This window comes from Bacillus basilensis (assembly GCF_050630465.1).
GTDB lineage: Bacteria > Bacillota > Bacilli > Bacillales > Bacillaceae_G > Bacillus_A > Bacillus_A basilensis.
In genome coordinates this window covers 323,852-347,871 of sequence record NZ_JBNTQO010000004.1, presented here as the reverse complement: position 1 = coordinate 347,871, position 24,020 = coordinate 323,852, and the positions used below count along the sequence as shown (strand labels likewise).

Genomic DNA, 24,020 nt, shown 5'->3' with positions numbered 1-24,020 from the left:
CATATTTGTTCTTAGCCCTGCAATCATCTCGTTAAAATCACTTACTAGTATACCTAATTCATCTTTAGCATTATAATCGCCATGTACAGTTAAATCTCCCTCTTTCGCCCTTTCCATCATACGACTAACCGTTTGTAAAGGAGCAACTATAAGCTTGCTAATAATATAACTTACTATACATATAATGATTGTAGTAACTACTGCAAGAATGATAAAGGTAATAACGGACCGATCTATCATTTTTTGAGAATCTTTAAATACTTGATCAGCTAAGTTTGAAACATAAGTTTCTAAATCTATAGCATAACCAGCTAACTCTACTCCCTTCGGTTTTAAGTCCTTTTGAAATTCATTTACCATTTGAGATTCATTTGTTCCCTTCGCTTTGTCAAACAACTTCTTATATGTCTCCATATAACTTGGCAAAGATTTCTTCATCTTCTGAAACAGCTCATCCTCTTGCTTACTTAAATTAACGCCATCATCATATTCTTTTAATAAAGAATCATATTTTTTAAGATCTTTTTCAACATTACTAATAATTCCCTCTTTATTTGCCCCCTCATTTTGTGACGTTGTAATTAATTCTAGCAAGTTATATTCTAGTGAATTTTGTGTACGAAGCATTCCTTCTAATAAAACTGCAGAATTTTGATAATCATCTACTACAATTTCTGTATCGTGCTTGATCTTATTAATAGAATTAATTGCTACACAGCTCATAATTGCCATGCCTAAAACTGCTAATGAGATAAGTGACAATAATTTATATTTCACTTTTAAATTTTTTAAAAAATACATTTTTCCACCTTTATTCCTTTATATATAGATTTTTAGAATTTTATAGCTTATTATTTACAAAATCACAATAAAAAGCAATGATAAATATTCCCAATATCAAACTTATATCTCTATAAAAAAAGAAGTAGCATAATAGCTACTTCTTTTTGCTTTGTTTCTCATATTGTTCAAACGTATGAATTCTTTCGAAAATTGGTGGATGTGTGTATAAGAAAAACTTCACTAACGCAGGCGGATTTACTTGACTTAAGCTCGTTTTTGATAAATATTGAAAAGTTTTCACACCAGATTTCCCGTCCTTCGTCATATTTAAAGCGTATTGATCTGCCGCTCGTTCTTCTATACGAGATACATAGTTTGTTGCTGGTTGTGATGCAAAAGAGAGAACAGAAGAAATTAAGAAAAATAAAGGTAAAATTGAGAAACATGCTACTTTTGAAATTTGCAGCGTATCTCCCCATTTTCGAATACACATATTTATAATACGACTAATGAGATACATCCCTATAAACGATAGCAACACATAACTCGCCACGCCCCAATATATATGTTTCATAACATAATGCCCCATTTCATGAGCCATTATAAATAAAATCTCTTTATCTTTTAATTGCTTAAGCGTTGTATCCCACATTACAATACGCGAGTTAAGCCCTATTCCTGTTACATATGCATTTAACGCATTCGTTTTTTCCGACATATTTACTTCATATACATGTTTAGCTGGAATATCGGCTTTGTCTGCCATCTCTAAAATTTTCGTTTCTAATTCTTTATTTTTCAGCGTCGAGAAGTCGTTATAAAGTGGATCAATAACGACAGGCTGTATGAATGTTAAAAAGATTGTAAATGGAACAGAGAGTGCCCACCCTGCTAGCCACCATCTCTTCGGGAATTTACGGATAAGCCATAACAGAACGGTAACTACGATTAACATAGTCGCATAACTCTCCCAAAAACCGATAACGTGATCTTTTATCCAGCTTTGTGTACTTTGCGTTGAAATGCCGTAATCAACGGATACTTTTCGGCTAATCCATTGCATTGGCAGGGCAAGAACTGTTGTAAGTAATGATAAATAAAAGAAATAAATCGCAACTTGCAGGACACTTATTTTCGTCGTTTCCTTCGACCATTTCTCAAACTTCTTTGAAATACCGAGCACAAGCACAAATAATAAAATAATCCATTCAAGAGGCGTCGCTAAAAAATACAGTAAATTTTTCACGCGCGAATAATCTTGGCTTAGCGTAAGCTCTCTTGCATTCATAAACGTTTCTGGATCTGCACTCGTTCCTTTATACATGTCCGGAATAAGTTCATGATTCCATCCAAATAAATACCAGTATATAAGCAATGCAAACCCAACGTACAAAAAAAGCGACCACCCAATAACCTTCCTCACGCTATTCCCTCCTCTATGCTGCCTGTCTATTATTATTGTAAGTTCGTACATGCTAAATTAGAACAAGCTTATTACGCGAATTGCTCGAGAGCCTTCTATTTACATAAAAAAACTCTTCTACAAAAAGAAGAGTTTTACCTACCTTTAGACACTTTCTTCGGTTCATAATTTGGGATAAGAAACGCACTTACAAACCAACATATGAAACCAGCGCCTTTTATATAGCGTATATATTCATAGTCTTGAAAAAATAAAGTCGTTACAATAAGCGTAAAAAATCCAATTAAAACTAGTACGTATCCTATTTGCTTCTTAGAAAACATAACGTGCCTCCTTAAGGAAGTACATCCATTAACAAACTAAAATCTTGTAAAGAAAAAGAACTATATTTCATAATACCTTGTACAGCTAATAGTAAAATAAGACCGGTCACACACATATAATTAATACTTTCTTCACTCTTTTTTTCAGCAACTATTCCGCCACTTATACATAAAATCCCTAACAAATGGAGCGCTAAATACATGAAGAAATAAGCTTCCTCCCAGCGAAGAATAACATTGACTGTCGTTATCAGCACAATACTAAGCAAAATCAAATAAAAAAACTTATTTGATGATATTGTTTCATTCATATAATTTTATACATCCCTTTCAAATTTAGAATTAATGATGTTTCAAAGCTATAAAGTAAATGATTGTTTTCATACTATAAAACAAAAGGAAAGCCACTATTACTTTCACGAATACTTTATGAACCCACATATACTTCTCTTCATTTTTTCTGAAGATGCGCTTCATCATTTCTTCTACAATTAGACCAAATATTAGTAAACCCCTTAATACAATAAGAAGAGAAATAATATTTTCTTTTACATGAGTACTAGAAAATAAGTAATACTCTGGAAACACAATCGTATCTACTACAGGTTGCACCCAATGACAAACGCTTTTATCACAAATATCTGTAATAGACGTAGAATCTATAATGTCTTTCAATATTTTTCAATCGTCTTCTTCATCTCATTTACTCCCCACTACGTCTGAAAAGCTTTTTTCCTGCTCTACATATATAGCTGGCATTTCTTTACTCCAATATTTGCGGTTAACAAATAAAAAGATGAGTACTAAGTTTAATCCTGTTATAAAAATAATAAGTCCTGGAAAGAACGTCGTATAATTTGAGAAATCTGCAAAACTCATTATCTCTTCTTTATTTATTAGAAAAGAAACACCGATTACAAACGCATTGTTTAACATGTGAATAGCAATTGGCATGAGTAAGCTATTCGTACGAATATATACGATTGATAGTACAACGCTAAATACAACTGCGCCTAGGAAATCAACGTGTAACAATGCAAATAATATTGCTACAACAATGATCGCTATACTCGTTCCCCATTTTGCTGCAAAGCGTTGCAGTAAAAATCCCCGAAAAACAAATTCACCAATAATTGGTGCGATGAATACGACCATAATAATTTGATATACATATCCCCCGGTACTATCTATAATCGGTTCACGTAATGCATTCATAATAAATGCTGGTGTAATCCATGCAAAACTATACATGTACAAAATAAGATATCCATAACTAAACACGCATAACATAATCGTAATGTATAAAACTTGCACCAGGTTAAATGTTTCATTTTTATTAATAAATAATGAAAATGAAACACTGTGTTTTCTATACTCAAAAAAAATCCATGTAATCGGAAGGATATAGAATATAAGAATATTTATAAAAGTAGAATTTTGCATATGAAATGTATTTTCTATCAATGCATTACTGGCTCTTACAACTAACGTTAATAGTGCAAATACAATTAAAAAATATCTAGCTCGCATCGTTTGAAACGGATTCACACTCATCTCCTCCCCTATGTTACTTTTATCATATCATCTGATTCTTAATTTTTTGAGAAAGAAAACCTTAAAATTTCCTTAAAAATTCCATAAGTTACAGAAAGATGATATGATATTCGAGAAAATTAGGAGGGATTTTTTATGTATCAAGCAAATATTTTGCTCGTTGATGATGAAACAGCAATTTTACAATTACTAACTACCATTCTTGAAAAAGAAGGTTTTTCTCATATTACAACTGCAACATCGGCTGAAATAGCATTATCTCTCACTGAGCAAAATGATTACGATTTAATTCTTTTAGATGTCATGCTTCCTGGACAATCTGGTTTTGATATTTGTCCAATCATTCGCCAAAAAACAGATTGCCCTATCTTCTTCCTCACAGCTAAAACATCTGATTTAGATAAAATATCTGGATTTTCACACGGTGCAGATGATTATATTACGAAGCCATTTAATCCACTTGAAGTAGTAGCTCGTATGAAAGCACAACTCCGAAGACATATGAAACAAGCAGTACCACACGAACAAAAAGCACACTCCAGTTCATTTGGCAGATTTGCAATTGATCAACATTCCGCAGAACTTACAGTAAATGGACGTATTGTCGAATGTTCCGCCCAGCTATTTCAGCTACTACTCTTCTTTTGCGAGAATCCGAACTACGTATTTTCGAAAGAAGAAATATACGAAAAAGTTTGGGGAGCACCTGCCTATAATGGCGATGATAATACCGTAATGGTCCACATTCGAAAACTACGTGAAAAAATTGAACAAGATCCAAGTAAACCAGAATATATAAAAACCGTTCGCGGACTTGGCTATAAATTCATTACAAAGTAGGGTGACGATATGAACTTTAATAAACGACTTATTATCCAGTTTATCCTGCAACACGTATTTGTTTTAGTTACATTACTAATTGCTGTAGTAGCTGCTTTCACTTATTTAATTTTTCTTGTTACTAGCACTTCATATGAACCGAACATTCCAGATTCTGATAATTTTATGATTGCAAGATACATCTCTTCAGAAGATGGCGATATTTCGTTAAAAGCTGAAGTAAAAGACTTAATTAAAGAAAAAAATGATTGGATTCAAGTTGTGGAGGAAAACGGAAAAGTTCTCTATCACTTTAATACGCCAAGTGACGTACCAACATCTTACACGAAAGCATCTTTATTCTCATATATACAGAATCATATAGAAAATCCTTATACATTTACATATTGGGAAATTGAATTAGAAGAAAAGAACGTACTCGTTATTTACGGCGGTATGTTAAAAAGCAATGCATTACTGAAAACAATCAAGAAAGAGCACCCTTCTGTATCTACGGATTCGTTCACATTAACGGAAGAAGAACAGCAATTACTTTCTAAAGAAAAAGCAACACTTCAAATTTTTAATAGTAAGGGCGATGAAGTATTCTCCTATCCAAATGGAAAGAAAAAAACATTTTCTGTTATACAAGCCGCTCTTAATGAAAAAGAACCGTGGAATCATAAAGAAAACACGTCTAGCTTTTACGACACAAATAGTAATCATCTTCTTGTTGTAACTGCTAAAAATGAGCACTACTACCCAGATGATGAAATAGACGATGTATTTACTAAAAAGTTTCTAATCGGATGTGGATTAATCCTTCTTATCGTATTTGTTTATTTAGTCATTCTTTCTATTTGGTACGGTAATAAATTCGGAAAACCGTTATTACATGCAATGCGCTGGCTTAAAAACATCGCTGGTGGAAAGTACGAAGAGCCTGTTAGTAAAAAAGGGAAACCTATTAGGTTCAGGAAATCTGGTAAAGAAAAATGGTCATTCCGCTTATTTAGTGATGTTACAAATTCACTAGAGCATCTTTCTATTACACTCAAAAAAAATGATGCAATGAGGCAAGTACTACAGCAAACACGTGAAGAATGGATTACTGGTCTAACGCACGATTTAAAAACACCACTTAGTTCTATATACGGCTACGCATTATTACTAGAATCCAATCAGTACAAATGGACCGATCGTGACATTCAGCAATTCGGCAGCGTTATGAAAGAAAAATCTCAATATATGACTACATTAATTGATGACTTAAGCTTAACGTATCAATTAAAAAATAACAGTCTTCCTGGGCAGCACGTGAACATTGAAATGAATCAATTCGTCCAAAAAGTATTATTACAATTTATTAATAACCCGACACTTGAAAATCAAAATATTGAATTCGTACCAAGCTCAAACAAAATTCAATATTTCATTGAAGAAAAATGGTTCCAGCGTATTATCGAAAACTTACTCGTAAACGCTGTAAAACATAATAATGAAACGACTAATGTCATGGTAAAACTTTCGCAAAACGCTACTTCATTTTCACTCTCTATTTCAGATAACGGAAAAGGAATGGATGATAAAACAAAAGAGCTTCTATTTGAAAGGTATTACCGAGGAACAAATACAGAAGAAAGCAACATCGGAACTGGACTTGGCCTCGCCATTACGAAACAGCTCGTTCATGCTCATAACGGAACGATTTCTATCGATAGCGAACTTGGAAAAGGAACGACAATTATACTTGTGTTCCCGTTTCGTTCGTAGAAAAGGCGCTATATGGCGTCTTTTCTTTTTTCTTTTCTGGGAGAGTTCAGCGGTAAATGAAATTATATCGGCGCAACTCGAATTATATCAGCGATTTTTCAAATATATCAGCGCAAATCAAAATATATCAGCGATTTTCAAGATATATCGACTTACCAACAAAAATCGACAATACTAACCTACTTCCCCTGCTATACAAATTAAAAATAACCTTCCATAACTCACTATGAAAGGTTACTCCATATTTCAGCTATTTCCCTACTAACACAAATACATTCTCATCAGGCGCTTCCATTACCGCAACATGCCCTGATTCTGTTGGAAATGGTTCGCGAATCCATTTTACATCTTTATTATCTTTTAAACTTTCATACACTTGTTGCACATCTTCTACTAATACTTCGACTTCCGTAAAATTAATATCCGGATGATTACTTATTACTAACTCGGAACTTTTCTCATCTGGAAACTTCAATCCTATTAACGTCCAAATAGTCCCTTCTTCTAATTCTCTTTCTATAACCCAGTTTTGCTCCATTCCCATTTCTTTATAAAAAGAAACTGACCTTTCTATATCCTTCGTATGTATAGATACGCATTCTAGTTTTTTGAACATCTTCCCATTTCCCCTTTTATAAAAAAGCGAACCATTTCTCAATGACTCGCTCTCAATCTGTTATTTTTTCTTCACCGGTATCCAAAGTTCTACTTGAGCAAACTCACTCTTATCTTCATGGCAACGCTCATCATATAGTTCAAACTCAGTAACGCCGCAATGTTCATATCCTGAATGCGGGAACCATTCTGAGAATACTGCATTCCACGTTTGATGAATAGACGATACCATTTCTTCATGAGGAACTTTCGGCGTTGTAAATACAGCATATGTCGCTGCTGGGAAAGTACGCTTTGCAACTTCATTTGGTACATTTTCAAAGTCTGTAACTTCCATTCCGATAATATAAGTGAAGTCTCCTGTTTCTAAATTAAAATCAGTACATAATCCAAGCTCTACCCATTGGCTCGTATCTTTACGATTCGGAATCGTCGTTCCAAGACCTTTTTGTAAATATTCTTGCCAAAATGCTGGGATGTCTTGATGGTTCTTCCCTTCTTTACTTGTCGTCTTCAGTTCATAACCCGCCATTAAAAATTCTGGTTTATTTACAATACGATATTCCATTTGTATGCCTCCTAAATACGGATTTAATTTTCTTTGCTTTACATTCACGCTGTAATACATCGGCGTTTCAATTTCTTGCTTTCGATATTCACTCGGTGTCATTTGAAATAATTTTTTAAAGGCTCTCGTGAACGTTTCGTGAGATTGAAAGCCATGCTCAAATGCGATATCAATAACTTTTTCATCCGTATGAGAAAGTTGATAAGCAGCCCGGGCTAACCTCCTCTTTCGAACATACTCCATTACCGTATCACCTACTAACGCCTGGAATACACGATGAAAATGCGACTCAGAAAAACCTGCAATACGTGCTAAATTACGCAGCGTCTGTTTTTCCATTACATCTTCCTCAATATAATCAATTGACCTTTGAATTTGTGCTTCATAGCTTTCCATCTCTGTTCACCCGCCTTATATGTATTATGATAAAAGAGAATCTTATCCAATTCTTGACGTTTTTTACTATAATTCCAAAAACAAATGTAACTTTTTTATATGTATTTCGTTGTTATGTATGAAGGGAGGGAAATGTAGTGAAACATAAACAATCATTAGAAGAAATTTACTCAGAGCATATGCAAGATTTATTTCGCTATCTTCTCTCCCTAACCGGAGATTCCCACTGTGCGGAAGATCTCATGCAAGAAACATTTTACCGAATGCTCGTCCATATTGACTATTATAAAGGAGAAGAAATTAGGCCTTGGTTATTTACAATTGCCTACAACGCCTTTATCGATTGGTATCGAAAAGAAAAAAGATATAAAACAACGACAATTGCAGAATTCCATTTACCAAACGTACCAAGTACAGAGCACTCTTATTTCGTAAAACATGAGATTGCTAGTTGGTTAGACAGTTTATCTTCTCTTCCGCTTGAAAGAAGGAATGTCCTATTACTACGAGATTACTACGGATTCTCGTATAAGGAAATAGCAGAGATGACTGGTCTCTCACTAGCGAAAGTGAAAATTGAATTACACAGGGGACGAAAAGAAACGAAAAGCATAAGGGAGTGATAGAGATGGGTTGTACAGAATTTAAAAAACTATGGGAGAAGTACGAAAACGGAACACTCACACGTGATGAACAAGAACTGTTAGAAAGTCACATTGAAACATGTGAAGAGTGTGAAGCTTACTTAGATGAGTTGCTTTCAAAGAGTGAACCGATAAAGAAAAGACTACCACCACAAAATCTGAAAGTCCCGTTTTGGAAAATAAAATGGAAACAACGTTGGCAAACCGTTAGTTTTGTCCTTGCTGTTTGTATAGCAATCTATTTTGCCGGTCATTTTTCATCTTCTCTTTACTTCTATAATATGAAAAAGTTAGTCGAAGTAGATGAGATTCCAGCACTCGCACTAGAAGCAACAATTCCAAATAGTCGTTCCACTGGAGGCAGTGCAAAAATAAAACCCTTTTTTCGTACAGAAAATGAAATGAATTTAGTTAAAACTGTTGGCAAAAAAGAACTTCCAATTGGCACAGTAACAACGCGTAGTTTCTTATCATCTGTAACTGACACAAATCAATCTTGGGCAAATAAACCCTATTCAAAAAAACTTTCCTTTGTTCACCCGAGAATCAAGCAAGATGATCATTTGAAAGAAATATCTAAAAAAGTTTGGGATACACTTGGAAAGATACATGAGGGCACCGTTGCAGAAGTAGCGATATCTTTTGACAAACCTTACACTTTACAAGAAGTAGAATCCCTTTTATATAGCGTATTTGAAGCACAAGAAATGCCGCCCAATCCTTTATGGTATGCTTTAGACACAGGGCAAGAGAGAATAGATGAGGAAGATTTCATCCTACATGGCGGAGAGGTTATCGGATTTCCAGAACATATAAATCTCCCTGATAATGAAGCAGAACGACCGAAGACAAAAGAAGGTGAAGTAATCGAAATGATGCGTATTCTTTCTACACATAAAGAAACTGTAAGTAAAACTACTCGGACTCCTGAAAAAGAGCTGAACTTAGATAAGCGCTATCCGTATGTAAAAGATAACGGCGTAAAAGTATATGGCATTGTCATTACCGGCCCGTCAAAAGAGTTATTAAAATTACAAAACTCACCGCACGTTCGTTATGCGACTCTTGGGGATATTGAGGTTTGGAATTGGTCTGATCAGTGATGTGAAAAAGGAGAGCATCTAGGAGTGATGCTCTCCTTTTTTAATCCGAAATCACTTTCACATACATCCCTCTCACCGCTTTTTCATAAGCGCTATCCCTCATCTGCCTTATGTTTTCTGACACAACAGAAGAGGGAACAACTTCCCCTTCGCGAAGTAATGGCGGATCAATAAGACGGACTTTATTTTTCTGTTGTAAATCATAATCGTTTCTATCTTCTTTTACTTTTACATTCGGATGAACTTTGCCTAATAAAGCATGTACTTCTGGATCACTACATTGCTTCAATTTTGAAATAAGCTCTTCATCTTCAAAAAGAAAATCATCTGCATGAATAACCCTCTTATAAAGAGCTAACTTTAACGTTTTCGCTAACATATCATTTCCATAAATATTCATTGGTTTCATAAAGAAATCGATTACTTCTTTGTAATACGTTTCTGTAAACCACTCTGCCATTTCGATACTTTGAAGGACCATTTTCCCCTCTACTGCGATAATATCCTCTAAAAATCTATGAACCTCTTCTAAAGAAATATATCCGTATGTATACATATCTCGTAACGTATAATCCACTCGGTCTGCACATAATTCTGGCGCGGACCTTTCGAGTAACGTCCACTTCGAATCATCTAACAAACTTTCTTCATAGTTATAGCCATACTTCGCAAGAATCGCTGGAATTTCTGAGTTTTTCACAACAGAACTAAATATCTCTTCGTGATAACTTTCATTTTTGTTATCAAAAACATAATCAATCACATGAGAAAAAGCAGTATGTGATACGTCGTGCAGTAAACCAGCAATTTGTTCCTCTACTGAACCACCAAGTTTCTTAATTAACAACATAACGCCAACTGAATGATCAAAGCGCGTTACATTCCAGTTGTCATTTATTAAGTAGCTTGCGCCAGCTTGATGAATGCCTTTCAGCCTTTGCACAGACTTACTTACAATTAATTCTTCTACTACTTGATCCACTTCAAATTCTCCGTATAGTACATCTGATATGATCACTTATAATCCCCCTTTATTTCAGCCGCGTCTTATAATCGTACCTCTTTTATGAAATCGACACCAATATGAATTATAAATCTTAATATATTGATATTAGATTGCAAATGTTGTATATTATACATGTCTGTTATTTGTTTTAATTCATTTATTTTTATTGAGTGCTCCTTATGTGGAGCCTTTTTTTATTTGTAAAAATAGAGAGCCATTAGCTCTCTATTACATACACTTATTCAAACGTAACCTCTACCTGTACAATCTCCGACCTACTTCCAAGTCTTAATGGTGGCCCCCAGAATCCGAAACCAGAAGAAACAATTGCGTGGAATGCACCTTTTTGTGCGTATCCCCAGTCTAGTTCGTACATTCTTCTCGTTACAATATGATTCGGCGCCATTTGTCCGCGGTGCGTGTGACCGGATAATAGTAAATCTACACCAGCATCCGCTGCTTGTTTCAATTCAAACGGCTGGTGATCCATTGCGATAACAGGCATCGATTTATCTACCGTACTCATAAGCTTCTCAAAACTTTGACGATCTCGCTCTGTTTTATCTCTTCTTCCAACGATATAAAACTCATCTTCAATTGTAATCACTTCATCTAAAAGAATACGAACATCGATCTTATCCATCTCCTGCAAAAATTCAGGAACCGCTCGTCCGTAATATTCGTGGTTTCCTAACACACCATATACGCCTAATGGAGCTTTCATTTGTTTCATAACACGTCCCATATTTTTTTGAATGAACACACCTGGATGATCATCTATAATATCACCAGGCAGTAAAATAATATCAGGCTCCATTTCATTTACATGACGAACAAGCCTTTTCAAATGCGAAACGCCAGATAATTTACCAAAATGCATATCAGAAGCCATCGCAATGCGTAAGCTTTTACGTCCCTCCACTTTTTTCGGTATGTGCACCTCATATTTTCTTACTACCGGGCTATATGCGTTGAATACTCCGTACGCAAAGATAAAAATAAATGCAGCTAACACAGCCGCCCCTGTCCAAATAATTGCCGCTTCTTTCTCCACTGAAAACTGTAAAAGAAAGACTGTAATATTAGCTAACGGCAATAACATAAGCGCGTATTGTATGACCGCAAACCAAATTGAACCTATCGTTCGTAGGAACGGCAAAAACTTAAACACTTGCACGAGAATGTACGCATATGAAATAAATCCGACTACGAAAGCGTAATATCCCCAAGATTCCCAGCCAAATACCGCATGAAGCCAAACCCAGCCGTTCCAGCCGATGTAAAGCATAAGTAGTGTGTATATAATTAATATAGTAAATATATTGAGATAACGAAGATTCTTCACAACTAGCCTCCTTATTCATTTCTTCTATTATAACTTGTTATGCACTTATAACGTAAATATTAAGCACAGCGATCTTCACAATAAAAACCATTTCTATATTTTAAGTTCATACACTACTCCCCGACCATTACATTTACTTATAATCTATACGCACCGCTTCTTCTAATAACAAATCCAACCATTCTTCCATAGTTCCTATATCTCGTAAAACTTTCTTATTTCTTAAATGTAATTCTAATACTCTATTCTCTTCATTAATAGCATATATTGTGCCCAAATCCATTGAATCTGCAAAGACAAAATATGAATCAGGAATTTTTTTAGAAGCATATAGTTGTTGAAAGTTATACAAATCAAATGGTTGAAAATATTCTTCCTCATTAGAAAGACCACCAATTTTCGGCTGCCCTGCTATACGAACTAAATTTGCCAAAAAGCTTCCGTTCATAAGAGATAGTAGATATTTATATGGCTCCGGAAATACAGTTTCCATCTCATCTTCAAATACTTGAATCTCTTCTTTACTAAGTGGCGGATTCACCACGTTCATCCAATTAACTTTATCTACATTTCCAAATACCCTAGTTCCAGTTCTTACAGTTTTTGTATCTTTTCTATATACAGGTTCCAATTTTTTTATAATAATATTGTGCATAATTTCAACTCTTTTCATACAAACTTAACACTCTAATACATTCAGCTTTCTTTCCATAGTACTATCTCGACATTATACTCATTGTTTAGCAAAGAAAAAGAACTTCGCAATAAAGCACAAAATTCTAAGCTAGCAAATCCCCAAATATATCAATCCATTCCTCTAAAATTCTACCAAAATCATTAATATTATCTTGTTCATCAAAGCCTTTTTCAATTAACTCATCTGCTAAAATGTCTCTCAACTCATGTATTGTTTCAATTTCTAATATACGAAAATCCTTACAATCTACAACCCATACTAGTTCAGGCGCATTTTCCATTAATATTTTTTGCAATAGTTCTTTTGTATCCTGCTTAAAATTGTACAAGTTGATTTTTCCTTTCTATAAATAAAGACGCATCGCTCATAGAAACTCCGCCTTTCGCCTTATAATACGTTTCAACAATTACTAGCTACATTTTAAATATTATCAAGCTGTAATATTTAGAGGGATATTTATAAAAAGCATTGTGAGTACTACCACAATGCTTTTTATAACTGCAAATTTATTTTATAATATCAAATTCAATTATGCCTGTAGACTCAAACCTCTCAATTATATGTTTCTCTTTGTTATCTGTACAACAAAAAAACACATGCACAGGGGTTGGAAAAGTGACTAACTCCCCATATTCCCTACCTTCTACCCACTCCATACACGTATCAGACAATATGTTTATTAACACTTTAAAATTCTCATTGTCATTCACCAACAATTTATCTGTTGCACTAATCAAAATTACATATTGCTTAGATATTAACCAACTTAAATCGTTCATACACTCATCAAAAGCATTCCAGTTACCACCGAAATAATCTGGGAAATTCATTTTCTTTGAGAATTCGCTGAATAACCCACTCATATCCATACATTTACTACCATCAATAGATATTAATTGGCTATTCTCTTCTATATTTAAATGTTTGGAACGATTAAATTCATTTATAAATAGTAAATGTATAAATGGAGGAGTTAACGATTTTATTTTATTATCAATTCGCATGATCTTATCATCCTTTTTTTATGTGGTAATTGAACAAAAATTTCATAGTGATTTTTTGTATAATATGTTTTTCCATTTTGACCAATTACAAGCCTTGCTAGACATACGCATCTGTAGAGTATACATATTGACGAGGTACATTTCCACTACCATCCGTCTCATATAACGGATTAATACTATCTTCCACACAATCCTATTAATAATAGAAACATAAAAAAAGCACACAATCCATTCACAAAAGTGAACGTTGTGCGCCTTCATTTCTCATTCTATTTCATTTATTTCCTCAACTTATCCGCCTTCGCAATAAATTGTGCTGCTTCCGCACGGCTTACCGCTTTATCTGGAGCCCAGCCATTATCTGTTCCCACCGAAATCTTTTCTTGGATTAAAATATTGGCATACTTCGCACCCCAATGATTGTTTAAGTCAGCAAATTCTTTTGGTAGTTTTATATTTTCATTTCTTTCTAATTTATATGCATTTACTAACATAGAAGCCATTGATGCACGGTTAATTAACCCGCTTGGATTAAAGTTACCCTTCTCATCACCTTTTACAATACCTGCTTTTTCAACAGCAGCAATGTATGGAGTTGCCCAATGGTTTTGTGCATCAGGGAATGATGGCTTTGCATCTTTATTAATTTCTAACCGTAAAACAGTTGCTAATATTTTTGCAGCTGAACTACGATCGATATTTTCAGTCGGTGCAAATGTACCATCTGGCTTACCGTGCACTGCTTCTTTATCTACTAAATATTGAACTGACTCTTGTGCCCAAGCTGGTACATCTGAGAATTTAGGCTTCTGTTCAATTGCACTCGCATCAATTTCAAACTGTACTTGATATTTATGATCATATTTAATTGCTGGAATTAATATATGCATTTGCATATTATATTTTTTCGAAAACTCATCAATTTCAAATTGAACAACTTTCGTACTGTTATTTGCTTTATCTTCGGAAATTACTTTTACATCATGGAATGTCCCTAATTTTTTTTGGTCTTCTACTCTAAGATACTGGAAATAGCTACTATCTTGAATTGTTAACGTAACGATTTTTTTATCACCTTGAATCGTTACTTTTGCATTTTTTAAATATGTAGAAGCAACAGATGTTTCATTCGTTTGATCTTTATAAGTCTTTAAAATAACGTCATACGTGCCATCTGCTAGTTTGCTAGCTGCTTTTATTTCTACTGCCGCTTCTGCTTTCGCAATTGGTGCCATAATACTACTAAATGGAACTGCTAAAGTTGCCGCTATAACGAATGCATTAATATATTTTTTCTTAATCATTATCAGTATGACATCTCCCTTTATATGAATGTATCCAACATAACTATCATATTGATAATGATTATCAATGTCAAATGAAAATAATACTATTATTTCCTACATAAGTACGCTTTCCGCTCATTTTTAAATAGTAAATAATGCGCCGTATGAACTTTCCGTTCTAAATAATCGATAGAATACGAGCTTGATGGATCAACTAAATCACCTATCGCTCCTGAAAGGTGATCAATGACTTGCTGCAAAATCTCTAAGTTTTTCTTCTCACTTTCAGCATTCATTTCATCCATAATGTCACAAATAAGATACTGCACTCGCCGCAAACGTAATTCCTTTTGTTCCACTTATATCTCCTCCTTATTAGTCATATTACGGTTTAAATATATGGCACCATAGCTTAACCAATGCTAAAAAATAGAAAGGCAACCATCTTCATAAAGATGGTTGCCCTATTTTTAAACTTGCATCGCTTTTTCTCTCAAAGCTCTTCTCAGCAACTTGCCTGTCGTATTCTTCGGCAATTCTGTTAAAAATTCGATACTCATTGGCACTTTATATTTTGCTAAATGTAATGTGCAATAATGCATAAGCTCTTCTTCTGTTACGTTCGTTTGTTTCAGAACGACGTAAGCTCGCACTGCTTCTCCTAAGTTTTCATCAGGAACACCGATTACGACCACTTCTGCTACTGATTCGTGTGTATACAATACTTCCTCCACTTCACGAGGATATACGTTATAACCACCAACTAAAACAATATCCTTTTTACGATCAACAATATAGAAGTAACCTTCTTCATCCATTTTCGCTAAGTCTCCTGTATACAACCAGCCGTCCTTTAATGTCGCAGCTGTATCTTCTGGTGCATTATAGTAACCTTTCATAACGTTAGGTCCGCGAACAATTAATTCACCGACTGCGCCAACAGGTACTTCTTCCCCAAGTTCGTTCACAATTTTATTTTCTACATGCCAAATATTTGTACCGATTGATCCAGGTTTACGCGGACGATCTAGTGGGTTAAAACAAGTAACTGGTGATGCTTCTGATAAACCGTATCCTTCTGAAACAATTACGTCAAAACGTTTTTCAAAGTTTTGTAGAAGAGCAACAGGCATTGACGCACCACCTGAAATACAAAGACGAAGTGTCTTCACATCTTCTGCGCTTGCTTCTTCGAATAAATATAAATAATTGTACATTGTCGGTACACCGGCAAAAATCGTCGGTTCATACGTGCGACAAATACGGAATACTTCTTTCGGACTAAATTTCGGTAACATTAAAATAGTCGCCCCGTTCACAATCGGTGCATTTACTGCGACTGTTAAACAAAATACATGGAACATCGGCAATGCCGCAACGACGCGGTCATCAGCAGTATATTGTAAATACGAAGCCACATCGCTCGCATTACTATATAAATTTTTATGTGTTAACATAGCACCTTTTGGTTTTCCAGTTGTGCCCGAAGTGTATAGAATAACCGCTACATCTTCTTCATCTAGCTCTGGGCCTTCGAAAGTTAAATCTCCAGCCCCTATCATTCTAGTAAACGTTTTCATTTTTTCGGTTTCTGTATGGTTAAAATCTGATGAGGTTTCGCATATGATGATGTTTTCAAGTGAAGGAAGTCTTGTTGTAAGAGATTGTATAACAGGTAGAAGGACGTCGAGTATGATGATTGTTTTTACATCTCCATTTTGTAAAATGTAATGCATTTCGTCTGCTGTATAAATTGGATTAACTGGAATAACAGTTGCTCCAGCTTTCATTGTTCCGTATAAACCGACCAAAAAATGTGGTGAATTCCCAACAACTAATGCGACATTGTCCCCTTTTCCAATGCCCATTTCTGCTAAATTGCTAGAAAACCTTGTGACCATTTTGTTTAATTGGTCATATGAGACCGACTGATCCATAAATATATAAGCCGGTTTATCCCCCTTCTTTTTCGCCGTTTCAGCCAAAGATTGAACGAGATTCACACAAACCCCACCTTTATAAAATTTAGAATATTTAAAAATTCTAAATTAATTATATTAAAAGAAAATTAAAGTGGCAAGTAATATTCTATTAACTGCATATACACAGATCACCTCCTCTTAGTTTACTTTGGAAGGATAAGGGAATTTTATTTGCAAGTAATTTATGAAACTAGACCAAAAATCATTTTAGGATAATATGCACTCATCTTTTCTCTAATTTTAGTAAGTTCCTCTTTATTTAACGTCGTATGCTCTCCAAACAAGTTGATTGCGTCCGCTCCATCTTCATGAAAATACACCGTCACATATAATGTCGGTAACCCTGTATTGTCATCTATTGAAAAGACAACATCTGGTGTTTTATTAACAGTGCTGAATGTTTCATTTCTTTTCCACTTCTTATTTTGAAACATGTCTTGTATTTCCTGTATCTTTCGTCTGCTATCTGTATGCGTAAAATATATAACATTATCTTTCGCTGGTTTTCCAATAGATAAAAGTGTGCGACTTGAGGACGTTTCATCGTTACAGGCTGTCATTACGATGAGGAAGCTGAGCAATAATACAACGTACATTACCCTTTTCATTTCGATCCGCCTCCTTTTGAATATATATATTCCGTTATAAGGGGCAAATGCCCTATGATTTTATGGTAAATGAAATTATATCGGCGATTTTTCGAATATATCGACCGCAACTCGAAATATATCAGCGATTTTCCAAATATATCGGTCGTAACTCGAAACATATCAGCGATTTTTAAAATATATCGACTTACCGACAAAACATGACAATCAACGCAAAAAAAGAGGCTGCCCGTTATGACAGCCTCCCTTATTTTTAGAAGAATAAATGTAAGAAATCTTCTGTTGTGATGTTACCGAAGTAGCGCGCGATATCCACGCCTTCTAAAGCTGCTGTGAATGCATCTTTATCAAATTGTACGCCTGTTAGACGCTCTTCAATGTCATGAACATCTAGTGAACCGAAGAAGTCACCGTAAATTTTGCATTCTGTTACTGTTCCTTTTTTCACTTCAAGACGAACGTCAACTTGTCCAACTGGGAAGCGGTGTGAATGTTGTAAGTTGAACTTCGGAGATTTTCCGTAGTTCCAGTCCCAATTGCGGTAGCGCTCTTCAGAAAGTTTATGGATTTCTTTCCAATCCTCTTCTGTTAATTCGTACGTTGGGATTTCTGTTTCTCCTTCGAAAATTGTTTCTAGAAGAAGTTGTCTAAACTCTTCTGTCGTCATTTCTTCGTTTAGGAACTCTGTAATGTTCGCAACGCGGCTACGGATTGATTTAATACCTTTTGATTGAATTTTATCCATTTTTACTTTTAACGCTGATACGACGTGATCGATTTCAGAGTCAAATAGTAACGTACCGTGACTGAACATACGACCTTTCGTTGAGAACTGCGCGTTACCTGAAATTTTTCTACCTTCAGCTAAAATATCGTTACGACCACTTAGTTCTGCATTTACACCTAATTTACCAAGTGCTTTCGTTACAGGCTCAGTGAATTTTTTGAAGTTGCTGAAACTATCTCCATCATCTTTCGTAATAAAGCTGAAGTTTAAGTTTCCTAAATCGTGATATACTGCGCCTCCGCCTGATAGACGACGAACGACATGAATACCTTTTTCTTTTACGTAATCCGCATTAATTTCTTCTACTGTGTTTTGGTTTTTACCAATGATAATCGAAGGCTCATTAATATAGAACAGTAAATATGTTTCGTTAATATCTAAATTCTTCACACAGTATTCTTCAATCGCTAAGTTTATTCTAGGATCTGTAATTCCTTTATTATCAATAAATAACATCATATCACCTCATGAGTTCCATACGTAGCCACTATGCGCTAGCGTAATATGGCCACTGAAAATTTGTTTTGCTTCTGTTACTAAATCAGATGGGTTGCCTGTATGCGGTAAGTGCGTTAATAAAAGTTCTTTTACATTTGCATCTTTCGCAATACTTGCTACTTCTGTACTATTCATATGCCCTGCTTTTGCAGCCTCTTGATGTGCATACATATTACACTCACAAATGAAAAGATCAGCATCTTTCGTGAATGGAATAAATTCAGGAATATAACTTGAATCAGCGCTATATACTACAGCGTCATTCCCTGCTATAATACGCATCGCAAAGCATGTAACAGGATGAACAGTTTTTAAGAATGAAATCGAGAACGGTCCAACTTGAAGTGTTTCTTCTGGATTGTACGCGATTCCTTTCGTGTGTGGTTCATGCGTTAAAGAGTGGAATCCATTCTCATCAAACGTATGACCGTATATTGGTAGTTCTGGTAGTTGTCCCTTTGTCGCGCTCGTAATTAATCTCGCATATTGCAATACCCCAATGTCTGCAACATGATCGTGATGATAGTGCGACAATACAACTGCATCTATATCAGATGGTGTTATATATTTTTGAATCTGTGCTAGTACACCACTACCACAGTCTACAAGTAAACGAAAACCATCGTGTTCAAACAAATACCCCGACGTTGCTTCTCCCGCTTCTGGAAAGCCGCCCCAAAAGCCGACAACAGTCATTTTCATATGTATCCATCCTTTCTAAAACCGAGTAGGAATGCATGTTTTACTTACATCCTACATTGTTAACTATAATCCATTTCCTAAACTTTTTCATTAATTTTCAATTTTGTTATAAAACAGTTGTTGACTTTTGTTTTTTGTACTAATACAATGATAGTAAGAAATGGAAATGGAGGGATTGACATGATCGATCAACCAATGGAGTTCTTCAGAAATTTACCGACGAAAACTTGTGCGCACTGCGGGAAAGAAATTGATGAGCAGCACGAAGCATACCATAACAAATGTGATGACTGCGTCCACGAAGAATAGTAGTTTGTGAACAGAAAAAAACCTAGCAGACATAGTCTACTAGGCTAATAACATCGTATCCTTCATCGTTGAACCTTTCACCAAGAGCTCCAGTTCAAACTCATACAATTCTTTTTTTCGATAATTTTTCGTATGGATTTTATCCATCATCAGGTCGACAACTTTTCGGGCCATCTCATCGATTGGCTGTTCAATTGTCGTAATGCCTGGCTCTGTAATCTGTGATAAAATTTGATTATCAAAACCGATAACAGCGAGATCATCTGGAATACTCCAGTCATGGCGTTTAGCCTCTGAGATAATTCCAGCTGCTACCTCATCGCCTCCTGCCAAAATCGCGGTAGGATTTTTTTTGTCTTTTAATACTTCATGGAATATTCGTTTTCCATCCTCCCAAGAGAAAGCGTTTTCAAGAAAATCAATCGCTTCTACTTGGCGGCTCTTCTCCGTTATGGCACGTAAAAAGCCCATTTTTCGCTGTTGGCTAACAACTTTGGTTTCGTTACCACGACAAAAAATAAGATTGCGATATCCTTGTTCTAACACATGCTTAGCAGCTATGTACGCTCCTTGTGCATGATCAAACTTCACTGTTGGAACGTTTGCTTCCTCAATATATTCATTACATAACACGATTGGACCGTGCTGTAAGTATGGCTCTACATCTTCCCACGGATTTTCTAGTGAACATAGAATAATCCCATCTACTTGTTTCGTAGATAATAATTGTAAATACTCCATCTCTTTTTCCGGTAAATATCTTGTTTGACAAATAATCAGTTTATATTTATGTTCAGAAGCAGCAATCTCGATTGCTTCAATAAATCTACTGAAGAAAGGATTTGTAATCCTTGGAACTAGCACCGCAATTGTTTCCGTTTTTTGTTTACGAAGCCTTCTCGCCGCAGAATTAGGAACAAAGCCTAAATGCTTCATTGCTAATTGAACCCTTTTTTTCTTCTCATCTGAAACATATGGATGATTATTGATCACCCTAGAAACCGTTGTCCTTGATAACCCCGCTAATTTCGCCACGTCCTCTATAGTCGACACGAAATTCTCCCCCTTTGCATGAAAACGTTTTCTTAAATTGATTATATAGTATATTATTGGAAACTGCAATACGGGTTGTTATGATTTTACTATATTAATATTATACATAGGGAAAAGTATGTTAATGGGAGGGGAATTTATATTAGTTTTAGAAGTTTACAGTGGGCATATTTATAAAAATTGAAGGTGATATTTCATGAATCGGACAGATCGTTTATTAGCTATATTAATTGAATTACAAAGAAAACAAACTGTTACAGCAAAAAGCTTAGCCGAAAAATTTGAAACAAGTATAAGAACTATTTATCGAGATATGGATGCACTTAATGAGTCGGGTGTTCCAATCTATTCAATGACTGGCTACGGTTATTCCTTAATGGATGGCTATTTCTTGCCTCCCATTCAACTTACGCCTGAAGAGGCTGTTACTCTTTTACTAGGCGGTGATTATATCGAGAAAACTTTCACTTCTTCTTTTTCTGTACATGCGCAATCAGCAAAAGAGAAACTTGAGGTTGTACTCCCTGCTGATCAACAAAAGAAAGCCCGGGAATTACGAGGAACTTTTCGTTTTCTTTCTCCTATATTTTCGCAGCAGCAACCTGAACAAGAAAAACTTGAAAACCAACTGATCCTGTTGCAAGAATCTATTCTAAAAGAACAAGCTATCTCCTTTTCTTATCGTAAACCGAGGGAAACTACAAAAATGCAGCGGACCGTTTATCCTTACGGTTTAATCAATATTTCGGGAATTTGGTACATCGTTGCACATTGCTTACTTCGAAAACAAATACGTAATTTTCGTTTAGATCGTATGGAGGAATTACAGCAAGATCAAGAATTCTTTACAAAACCGAAAGACTTTTCTTTACAAAACTACAAATCTGAAAGCAATCGCACTGTTATGATTCATTTATTGTTTCCATCTCATATTGCACATAAGATTATTGAATCCCGCTACTTTTTTATAGATTCATACGAACATAAAGACAATGGCTTTCATGTCTTGTTGAAATCAAGAAACATAGACGAAGTGTTTCAATGGGTATTAAGCTGGGGAAGCCAAGTACAAGTACTTGAGCCAAAAATTCTTTCTGAGAAAATCCGTGATGAAGCAAAAAAAATGTTAAAACTTTAATTTCACTACTGACATAATGTTGTCAGTAGCCCTCCTTTATAGTAGGTATTAACAAATACATTTTCATAAAAAGGAGTTAGTAGTATGAAGAAATTTGAGGAATTAGCAGAGTATTACATAGAAGAATTAGAAAGGTACTCTATAAAACAATTTAGGACGAAGCCGTCTAGCGAAGAATGGTCTCTTGGTCAAATGTATAATCATTTAATTGCCTCTACATATATGCAGTTAGATGCAATCGCGAAATGTAAAACTGAAACACCATCAGCAACTAACAAGAAAACGGATATGGGTGAGAAAGTATATAAACTTGGTGCTTTCCCGGATATACAAATCAAAGTACCAAATCATCCTGGATATACACCTGAAAATCCCTCTAATAAAGAAGAAATACAAAAACGTATTCTAGAATTAATTACAGTTGTTAAAGACATTGAACCAACACTTTCTTCTATTCCAAGTGATTGTAAATTCGAACATCCTGGGCTTGGTTACTTAAATGCAGCAGAATGGTTCCAGCTTATTTCTATGCATTTTGCACATCATTTACATCAGAAAGATCGACTGGAACTTAAGGTTTGCTAAGTGTAAACATTCCACTAAAAAGAGACTGCCAATATTGGCAGTCTCTTCACTAAAATGTTGACTGACTATACCGTTATTTATAAAGTTCCGTATCTAGGCATGTTACTTGCTAGTAATGGTAGACTCTTTTTTAGTCAATAGAAAACCCCATCAATACGTCATCCCCGTATGATCCATCTTCATATTTTATTTGCTTTCTTTGTCTGCCTTCTTCTACAAATCCCATACGTTTGTACACCTTAATCGCCCTATCATTAACAGAAACTACGCCTAAGCAAATTTTCTCTAAACCTTTCTGCTCTTTAGCCCAACGAATAAGAAATTCAATTAGCTTCGTACCAATACCTTGATTACAGTACGCCTCTTTAATTCCCATTCCCATTGTGCCTGCATGTCGTAAGCGTTCTAATTCATATCGATTGAAAATTAAAAAGCCAACCACTTTTTTATCTACTTCATAAACTATATAAAGATTGCCTTTCTCATTACTTTTCCGTATTTTTTCTCTTTCTGCATTACTATCATTTGGTAATTTCTTTGGAGATACTATGAAAAACTTTGTAGTAGTTTCCGATAATATAATTTCTTTTCTAATATTCATAATTGCTTCCGCATCAATCTCTTTTGCTAATCGTATCACTAAATCACCTCGTACCTTTTTCTAAAAACTACAAAGAAGAATAGATAACGTGAAATTCATTATTTTAACTCCTCCCACTTCGCCCACACTTCTCTCCCATTTATATGATACATATTATCCTCGCGATCCATAAACCTATGGACGATAAATTCTCTCCTAATCGTACAAAAATCATCATGATATTGTTTTATGAATGCATTCATTTCTTTTTCCGTATACTGTTTCTCCGCATCTAACTTGCTAACTAAATGCTCTAACAATACTAGCTTTTTCTTCTTTTGACCTGGAATCGATTTTAGACGGTCCTCTTTATCGAAAAAGTTACGGATCGTTGTATCTCTGAATTTCATTTCACTTTCGGTCAATTTGTTATCCTCCA

General features: G+C 35.0%; 28 protein-coding genes and 2 pseudogenes. 8 read left to right on the top strand and 22 right to left on the bottom strand.

Going from position 1 to position 24,020, the window contains the following annotated elements:
* Positions 1 to 21 precede the first annotated feature (21 nt).
* From ACQVV1_RS11130 to ACQVV1_RS11105, 6 genes and pseudogenes are all read right to left on the bottom strand, one after another.
* Positions 22 to 801, bottom strand: a pseudogene (locus ACQVV1_RS11130) (MCP four helix bundle domain-containing protein); the annotation flags it as partial.
* 136 nt (positions 802 to 937) lie between these two features.
* Positions 938 to 2,206, bottom strand: a complete 1,269-nt coding sequence (locus ACQVV1_RS11125; RefSeq protein ID WP_141439113.1) for a M48 family metallopeptidase — start codon at positions 2,204 to 2,206, stop codon at positions 938 to 940.
* Positions 2,207 to 2,340: 134 nt separating this feature from the next.
* Positions 2,341 to 2,529 (bottom strand): hypothetical protein, encoded by a 189-nt coding sequence (locus tag ACQVV1_RS11120; protein ID WP_431168874.1) that lies wholly within the window; start codon positions 2,527 to 2,529, stop codon positions 2,341 to 2,343.
* A gap of 11 nt (positions 2,530 to 2,540) precedes the next feature.
* A complete protein-coding gene (locus ACQVV1_RS11115; RefSeq protein WP_064476854.1) occupies positions 2,541 to 2,840 on the bottom strand; it encodes a hypothetical protein in 300 nt (99 codons plus the stop codon).
* Positions 2,841 to 2,871: 31 nt separating this feature from the next.
* The gene (locus tag ACQVV1_RS11110; protein WP_431168873.1) at positions 2,872 to 3,204 is read right to left on the bottom strand and encodes a hypothetical protein; all 333 of its coding nucleotides are present in this window, start codon (positions 3,202 to 3,204) and stop codon (positions 2,872 to 2,874) included.
* A 24-nt stretch (positions 3,205 to 3,228) separates the two neighbouring features.
* Complete coding sequence (locus ACQVV1_RS11105) at positions 3,229 to 4,077, bottom strand: CPBP family intramembrane glutamic endopeptidase (RefSeq protein WP_309259833.1); 849 nt, start codon at positions 4,075 to 4,077, stop codon at positions 3,229 to 3,231.
* A 141-nt stretch (positions 4,078 to 4,218) separates the two neighbouring features.
* On the opposite strand from ACQVV1_RS11105, the gene ACQVV1_RS11100 reads away from it, so the two are divergent.
* Complete coding sequence (locus tag ACQVV1_RS11100; RefSeq protein WP_063224662.1) at positions 4,219 to 4,923, top strand: response regulator transcription factor; 705 nt, start codon at positions 4,219 to 4,221, stop codon at positions 4,921 to 4,923.
* A gap of 9 nt (positions 4,924 to 4,932) precedes the next feature.
* Positions 4,933 to 6,675, top strand: coding sequence for a sensor histidine kinase (locus ACQVV1_RS11095; protein ID WP_431168872.1), 1,743 nt, complete (start codon positions 4,933 to 4,935; stop codon positions 6,673 to 6,675).
* 250 nt (positions 6,676 to 6,925) lie between these two features.
* On the opposite strand, the gene ACQVV1_RS11090 is transcribed toward ACQVV1_RS11095, so the two are convergent.
* Together ACQVV1_RS11090 and ACQVV1_RS11085 are read right to left on the bottom strand one after the other, a co-directional pair.
* On the bottom strand, positions 6,926 to 7,291 hold the full coding sequence (locus tag ACQVV1_RS11090) for a VOC family protein (RefSeq protein ID WP_098556963.1): 366 nt from the start codon (positions 7,289 to 7,291) through the stop codon (positions 6,926 to 6,928).
* A gap of 60 nt (positions 7,292 to 7,351) precedes the next feature.
* Positions 7,352 to 8,254 (bottom strand): AraC family transcriptional regulator, encoded by a 903-nt coding sequence (locus tag ACQVV1_RS11085; protein ID WP_242250937.1) that lies wholly within the window; start codon positions 8,252 to 8,254, stop codon positions 7,352 to 7,354.
* Between the two features lie 137 nt (positions 8,255 to 8,391).
* Here ACQVV1_RS11085 and ACQVV1_RS11080 point away from each other — a divergent pair, with 137 nt between their 5' ends.
* Complete coding sequence (locus ACQVV1_RS11080) at positions 8,392 to 8,877, top strand: RNA polymerase sigma factor (RefSeq protein WP_242250936.1); 486 nt, start codon at positions 8,392 to 8,394, stop codon at positions 8,875 to 8,877.
* Positions 8,878 to 8,882: 5 nt separating this feature from the next.
* A complete protein-coding gene (locus ACQVV1_RS11075) occupies positions 8,883 to 10,001 on the top strand; it encodes an anti-sigma factor (RefSeq protein ID WP_242250935.1) in 1,119 nt (372 codons plus the stop codon).
* 40 nt (positions 10,002 to 10,041) lie between these two features.
* Here ACQVV1_RS11075 and ACQVV1_RS11070 read toward each other — a convergent pair whose 3' ends face one another.
* The 11 genes from ACQVV1_RS11070 to ACQVV1_RS11020 all read right to left on the bottom strand — a co-directional run bounded on the left by ACQVV1_RS11070 (position 10,042) and on the right by ACQVV1_RS11020 (position 19,916).
* Positions 10,042 to 11,019: an HD domain-containing protein gene (locus tag ACQVV1_RS11070; RefSeq protein ID WP_431168871.1), complete on the bottom strand. Its 978-nt coding sequence runs from the start codon at positions 11,017 to 11,019 to the stop codon at positions 10,042 to 10,044.
* Between the two features lie 226 nt (positions 11,020 to 11,245).
* Complete coding sequence (locus tag ACQVV1_RS11065) at positions 11,246 to 12,352, bottom strand: metallophosphoesterase (RefSeq protein WP_431168870.1); 1,107 nt, start codon at positions 12,350 to 12,352, stop codon at positions 11,246 to 11,248.
* Positions 12,353 to 12,485: 133 nt separating this feature from the next.
* Positions 12,486 to 13,007, bottom strand: a complete 522-nt coding sequence (locus ACQVV1_RS11060) for an SMI1/KNR4 family protein (RefSeq protein ID WP_313897244.1) — start codon at positions 13,005 to 13,007, stop codon at positions 12,486 to 12,488.
* 124 nt (positions 13,008 to 13,131) lie between these two features.
* Positions 13,132 to 13,329, bottom strand: coding sequence for a hypothetical protein (locus ACQVV1_RS11055; RefSeq protein WP_242255543.1), 198 nt, complete (start codon positions 13,327 to 13,329; stop codon positions 13,132 to 13,134).
* Positions 13,330 to 13,555: 226 nt separating this feature from the next.
* Positions 13,556 to 14,053: a barstar family protein gene (locus ACQVV1_RS11050; RefSeq protein ID WP_431168869.1), complete on the bottom strand. Its 498-nt coding sequence runs from the start codon at positions 14,051 to 14,053 to the stop codon at positions 13,556 to 13,558.
* 278 nt (positions 14,054 to 14,331) lie between these two features.
* The gene (locus ACQVV1_RS11045) at positions 14,332 to 15,357 is read right to left on the bottom strand and encodes an S-layer homology domain-containing protein (protein WP_431168868.1); all 1,026 of its coding nucleotides are present in this window, start codon (positions 15,355 to 15,357) and stop codon (positions 14,332 to 14,334) included.
* Positions 15,358 to 15,446: 89 nt separating this feature from the next.
* Positions 15,447 to 15,698: a hypothetical protein gene (locus ACQVV1_RS11040; RefSeq protein ID WP_000435468.1), complete on the bottom strand. Its 252-nt coding sequence runs from the start codon at positions 15,696 to 15,698 to the stop codon at positions 15,447 to 15,449.
* Between the two features lie 111 nt (positions 15,699 to 15,809).
* Positions 15,810 to 17,342 (bottom strand): fatty acid--CoA ligase family protein, encoded by a 1,533-nt coding sequence (locus ACQVV1_RS11035; protein ID WP_431168867.1) that lies wholly within the window; start codon positions 17,340 to 17,342, stop codon positions 15,810 to 15,812.
* Between the two features lie 161 nt (positions 17,343 to 17,503).
* The gene (locus ACQVV1_RS11030) at positions 17,504 to 17,929 is read right to left on the bottom strand and encodes a hypothetical protein (protein WP_242255552.1); all 426 of its coding nucleotides are present in this window, start codon (positions 17,927 to 17,929) and stop codon (positions 17,504 to 17,506) included.
* Between the two features lie 253 nt (positions 17,930 to 18,182).
* Complete coding sequence (lplA, locus tag ACQVV1_RS11025; RefSeq protein WP_000897258.1) at positions 18,183 to 19,172, bottom strand: lipoate--protein ligase; 990 nt, start codon at positions 19,170 to 19,172, stop codon at positions 18,183 to 18,185.
* A gap of 9 nt (positions 19,173 to 19,181) precedes the next feature.
* The gene (locus ACQVV1_RS11020; protein ID WP_309259828.1) at positions 19,182 to 19,916 is read right to left on the bottom strand and encodes an MBL fold metallo-hydrolase; all 735 of its coding nucleotides are present in this window, start codon (positions 19,914 to 19,916) and stop codon (positions 19,182 to 19,184) included.
* A gap of 180 nt (positions 19,917 to 20,096) precedes the next feature.
* On the opposite strand from ACQVV1_RS11020, the gene yhfH reads away from it, so the two are divergent.
* Positions 20,097 to 20,225, top strand: coding sequence for a protein YhfH (yhfH, locus tag ACQVV1_RS11015; protein ID WP_000567010.1), 129 nt, complete (start codon positions 20,097 to 20,099; stop codon positions 20,223 to 20,225).
* A 39-nt stretch (positions 20,226 to 20,264) separates the two neighbouring features.
* On the opposite strand, the gene ACQVV1_RS11010 is transcribed toward yhfH, so the two are convergent.
* Positions 20,265 to 21,278 (bottom strand): LacI family DNA-binding transcriptional regulator, encoded by a 1,014-nt coding sequence (locus ACQVV1_RS11010; protein WP_000103726.1) that lies wholly within the window; start codon positions 21,276 to 21,278, stop codon positions 20,265 to 20,267.
* Between the two features lie 196 nt (positions 21,279 to 21,474).
* Here ACQVV1_RS11010 and ACQVV1_RS11005 point away from each other — a divergent pair, with 196 nt between their 5' ends.
* The 3 genes and pseudogenes from ACQVV1_RS11005 to ACQVV1_RS10995 form a co-directional block, all read left to right on the top strand.
* Positions 21,475 to 22,416, top strand: coding sequence for a helix-turn-helix transcriptional regulator (locus ACQVV1_RS11005; RefSeq protein ID WP_309259827.1), 942 nt, complete (start codon positions 21,475 to 21,477; stop codon positions 22,414 to 22,416).
* Positions 22,417 to 22,500: 84 nt separating this feature from the next.
* Positions 22,501 to 23,001 carry a DinB family protein gene (locus ACQVV1_RS11000; protein ID WP_242255558.1) on the top strand — a complete coding sequence of 167 codons (501 nt, stop codon included), beginning with the start codon at positions 22,501 to 22,503 and terminating at the stop codon, positions 22,999 to 23,001.
* 57 nt (positions 23,002 to 23,058) lie between these two features.
* A pseudogene (locus ACQVV1_RS10995) lies at positions 23,059 to 23,139 on the top strand (PH domain-containing protein); the annotation flags it as partial.
* Here ACQVV1_RS10995 and ACQVV1_RS10990 read toward each other — a convergent pair.
* Entirely contained in the window at positions 23,132 to 23,641 is a 510-nt protein-coding gene (locus ACQVV1_RS10990) for a GNAT family N-acetyltransferase (RefSeq protein WP_242255560.1), read from the bottom strand. The pseudogene ACQVV1_RS10995 and the gene ACQVV1_RS10990 overlap by 8 nt on opposite strands.
* Before the next feature lie 59 nt (positions 23,642 to 23,700).
* Complete coding sequence (locus ACQVV1_RS10985) at positions 23,701 to 24,006, bottom strand: DUF2087 domain-containing protein (protein ID WP_242255562.1); 306 nt, start codon at positions 24,004 to 24,006, stop codon at positions 23,701 to 23,703.
* Between the last annotated feature and the right edge of the window lie 14 nt (positions 24,007 to 24,020).

Bases quoted from the DNA above. Each gene is read 5' to 3' on its own strand.
- ACQVV1_RS11120 (WP_431168874.1), bottom strand. From the start codon at position 2,529: ATGTTTTCTAAGAAGCAAATAGGATACGTACTAGTTTTAATTGGATTT.
- ACQVV1_RS11045 (WP_431168868.1), bottom strand. From the start codon at position 15,357: ATGATTAAGAAAAAATATATTAATGCATTCGTTATAGCGGCAACTTTA.
- ACQVV1_RS11090 (WP_098556963.1), bottom strand. From the start codon at position 7,291: ATGTTCAAAAAACTAGAATGCGTATCTATACATACGAAGGATATAGAA.
- ACQVV1_RS11055 (WP_242255543.1), bottom strand. From the start codon at position 13,329: ATGGAAAATGCGCCTGAACTAGTATGGGTTGTAGATTGTAAGGATTTT.
- yhfH (WP_000567010.1), top strand. From the start codon at position 20,097: ATGATCGATCAACCAATGGAGTTCTTCAGAAATTTACCGACGAAAACT.
- ACQVV1_RS11050 (WP_431168869.1), bottom strand. From the start codon at position 14,053: ATGCGAATTGATAATAAAATAAAATCGTTAACTCCTCCATTTATACAT.
- ACQVV1_RS11115 (WP_064476854.1), bottom strand. From the start codon at position 2,840: ATGAATGAAACAATATCATCAAATAAGTTTTTTTATTTGATTTTGCTT.
- ACQVV1_RS11020 (WP_309259828.1), bottom strand. From the start codon at position 19,916: ATGAAAATGACTGTTGTCGGCTTTTGGGGCGGCTTTCCAGAAGCGGGA.
- ACQVV1_RS11100 (WP_063224662.1), top strand. From the start codon at position 4,219: ATGTATCAAGCAAATATTTTGCTCGTTGATGATGAAACAGCAATTTTA.
- ACQVV1_RS11075 (WP_242250935.1), top strand. From the start codon at position 8,883: ATGGGTTGTACAGAATTTAAAAAACTATGGGAGAAGTACGAAAACGGA.
- ACQVV1_RS11060 (WP_313897244.1), bottom strand. From the start codon at position 13,007: ATGCACAATATTATTATAAAAAAATTGGAACCTGTATATAGAAAAGAT.
- ACQVV1_RS11030 (WP_242255552.1), bottom strand. From the start codon at position 17,929: ATGAAAAGGGTAATGTACGTTGTATTATTGCTCAGCTTCCTCATCGTA.
- ACQVV1_RS11000 (WP_242255558.1), top strand. From the start codon at position 22,501: ATGAAGAAATTTGAGGAATTAGCAGAGTATTACATAGAAGAATTAGAA.
- ACQVV1_RS11085 (WP_242250937.1), bottom strand. From the start codon at position 8,254: ATGGAAAGCTATGAAGCACAAATTCAAAGGTCAATTGATTATATTGAG.
- ACQVV1_RS11005 (WP_309259827.1), top strand. From the start codon at position 21,475: ATGAATCGGACAGATCGTTTATTAGCTATATTAATTGAATTACAAAGA.
- ACQVV1_RS11095 (WP_431168872.1), top strand. From the start codon at position 4,933: ATGAACTTTAATAAACGACTTATTATCCAGTTTATCCTGCAACACGTA.
- lplA (WP_000897258.1), bottom strand. From the start codon at position 19,172: ATGTTATTTATTGATAATAAAGGAATTACAGATCCTAGAATAAACTTA.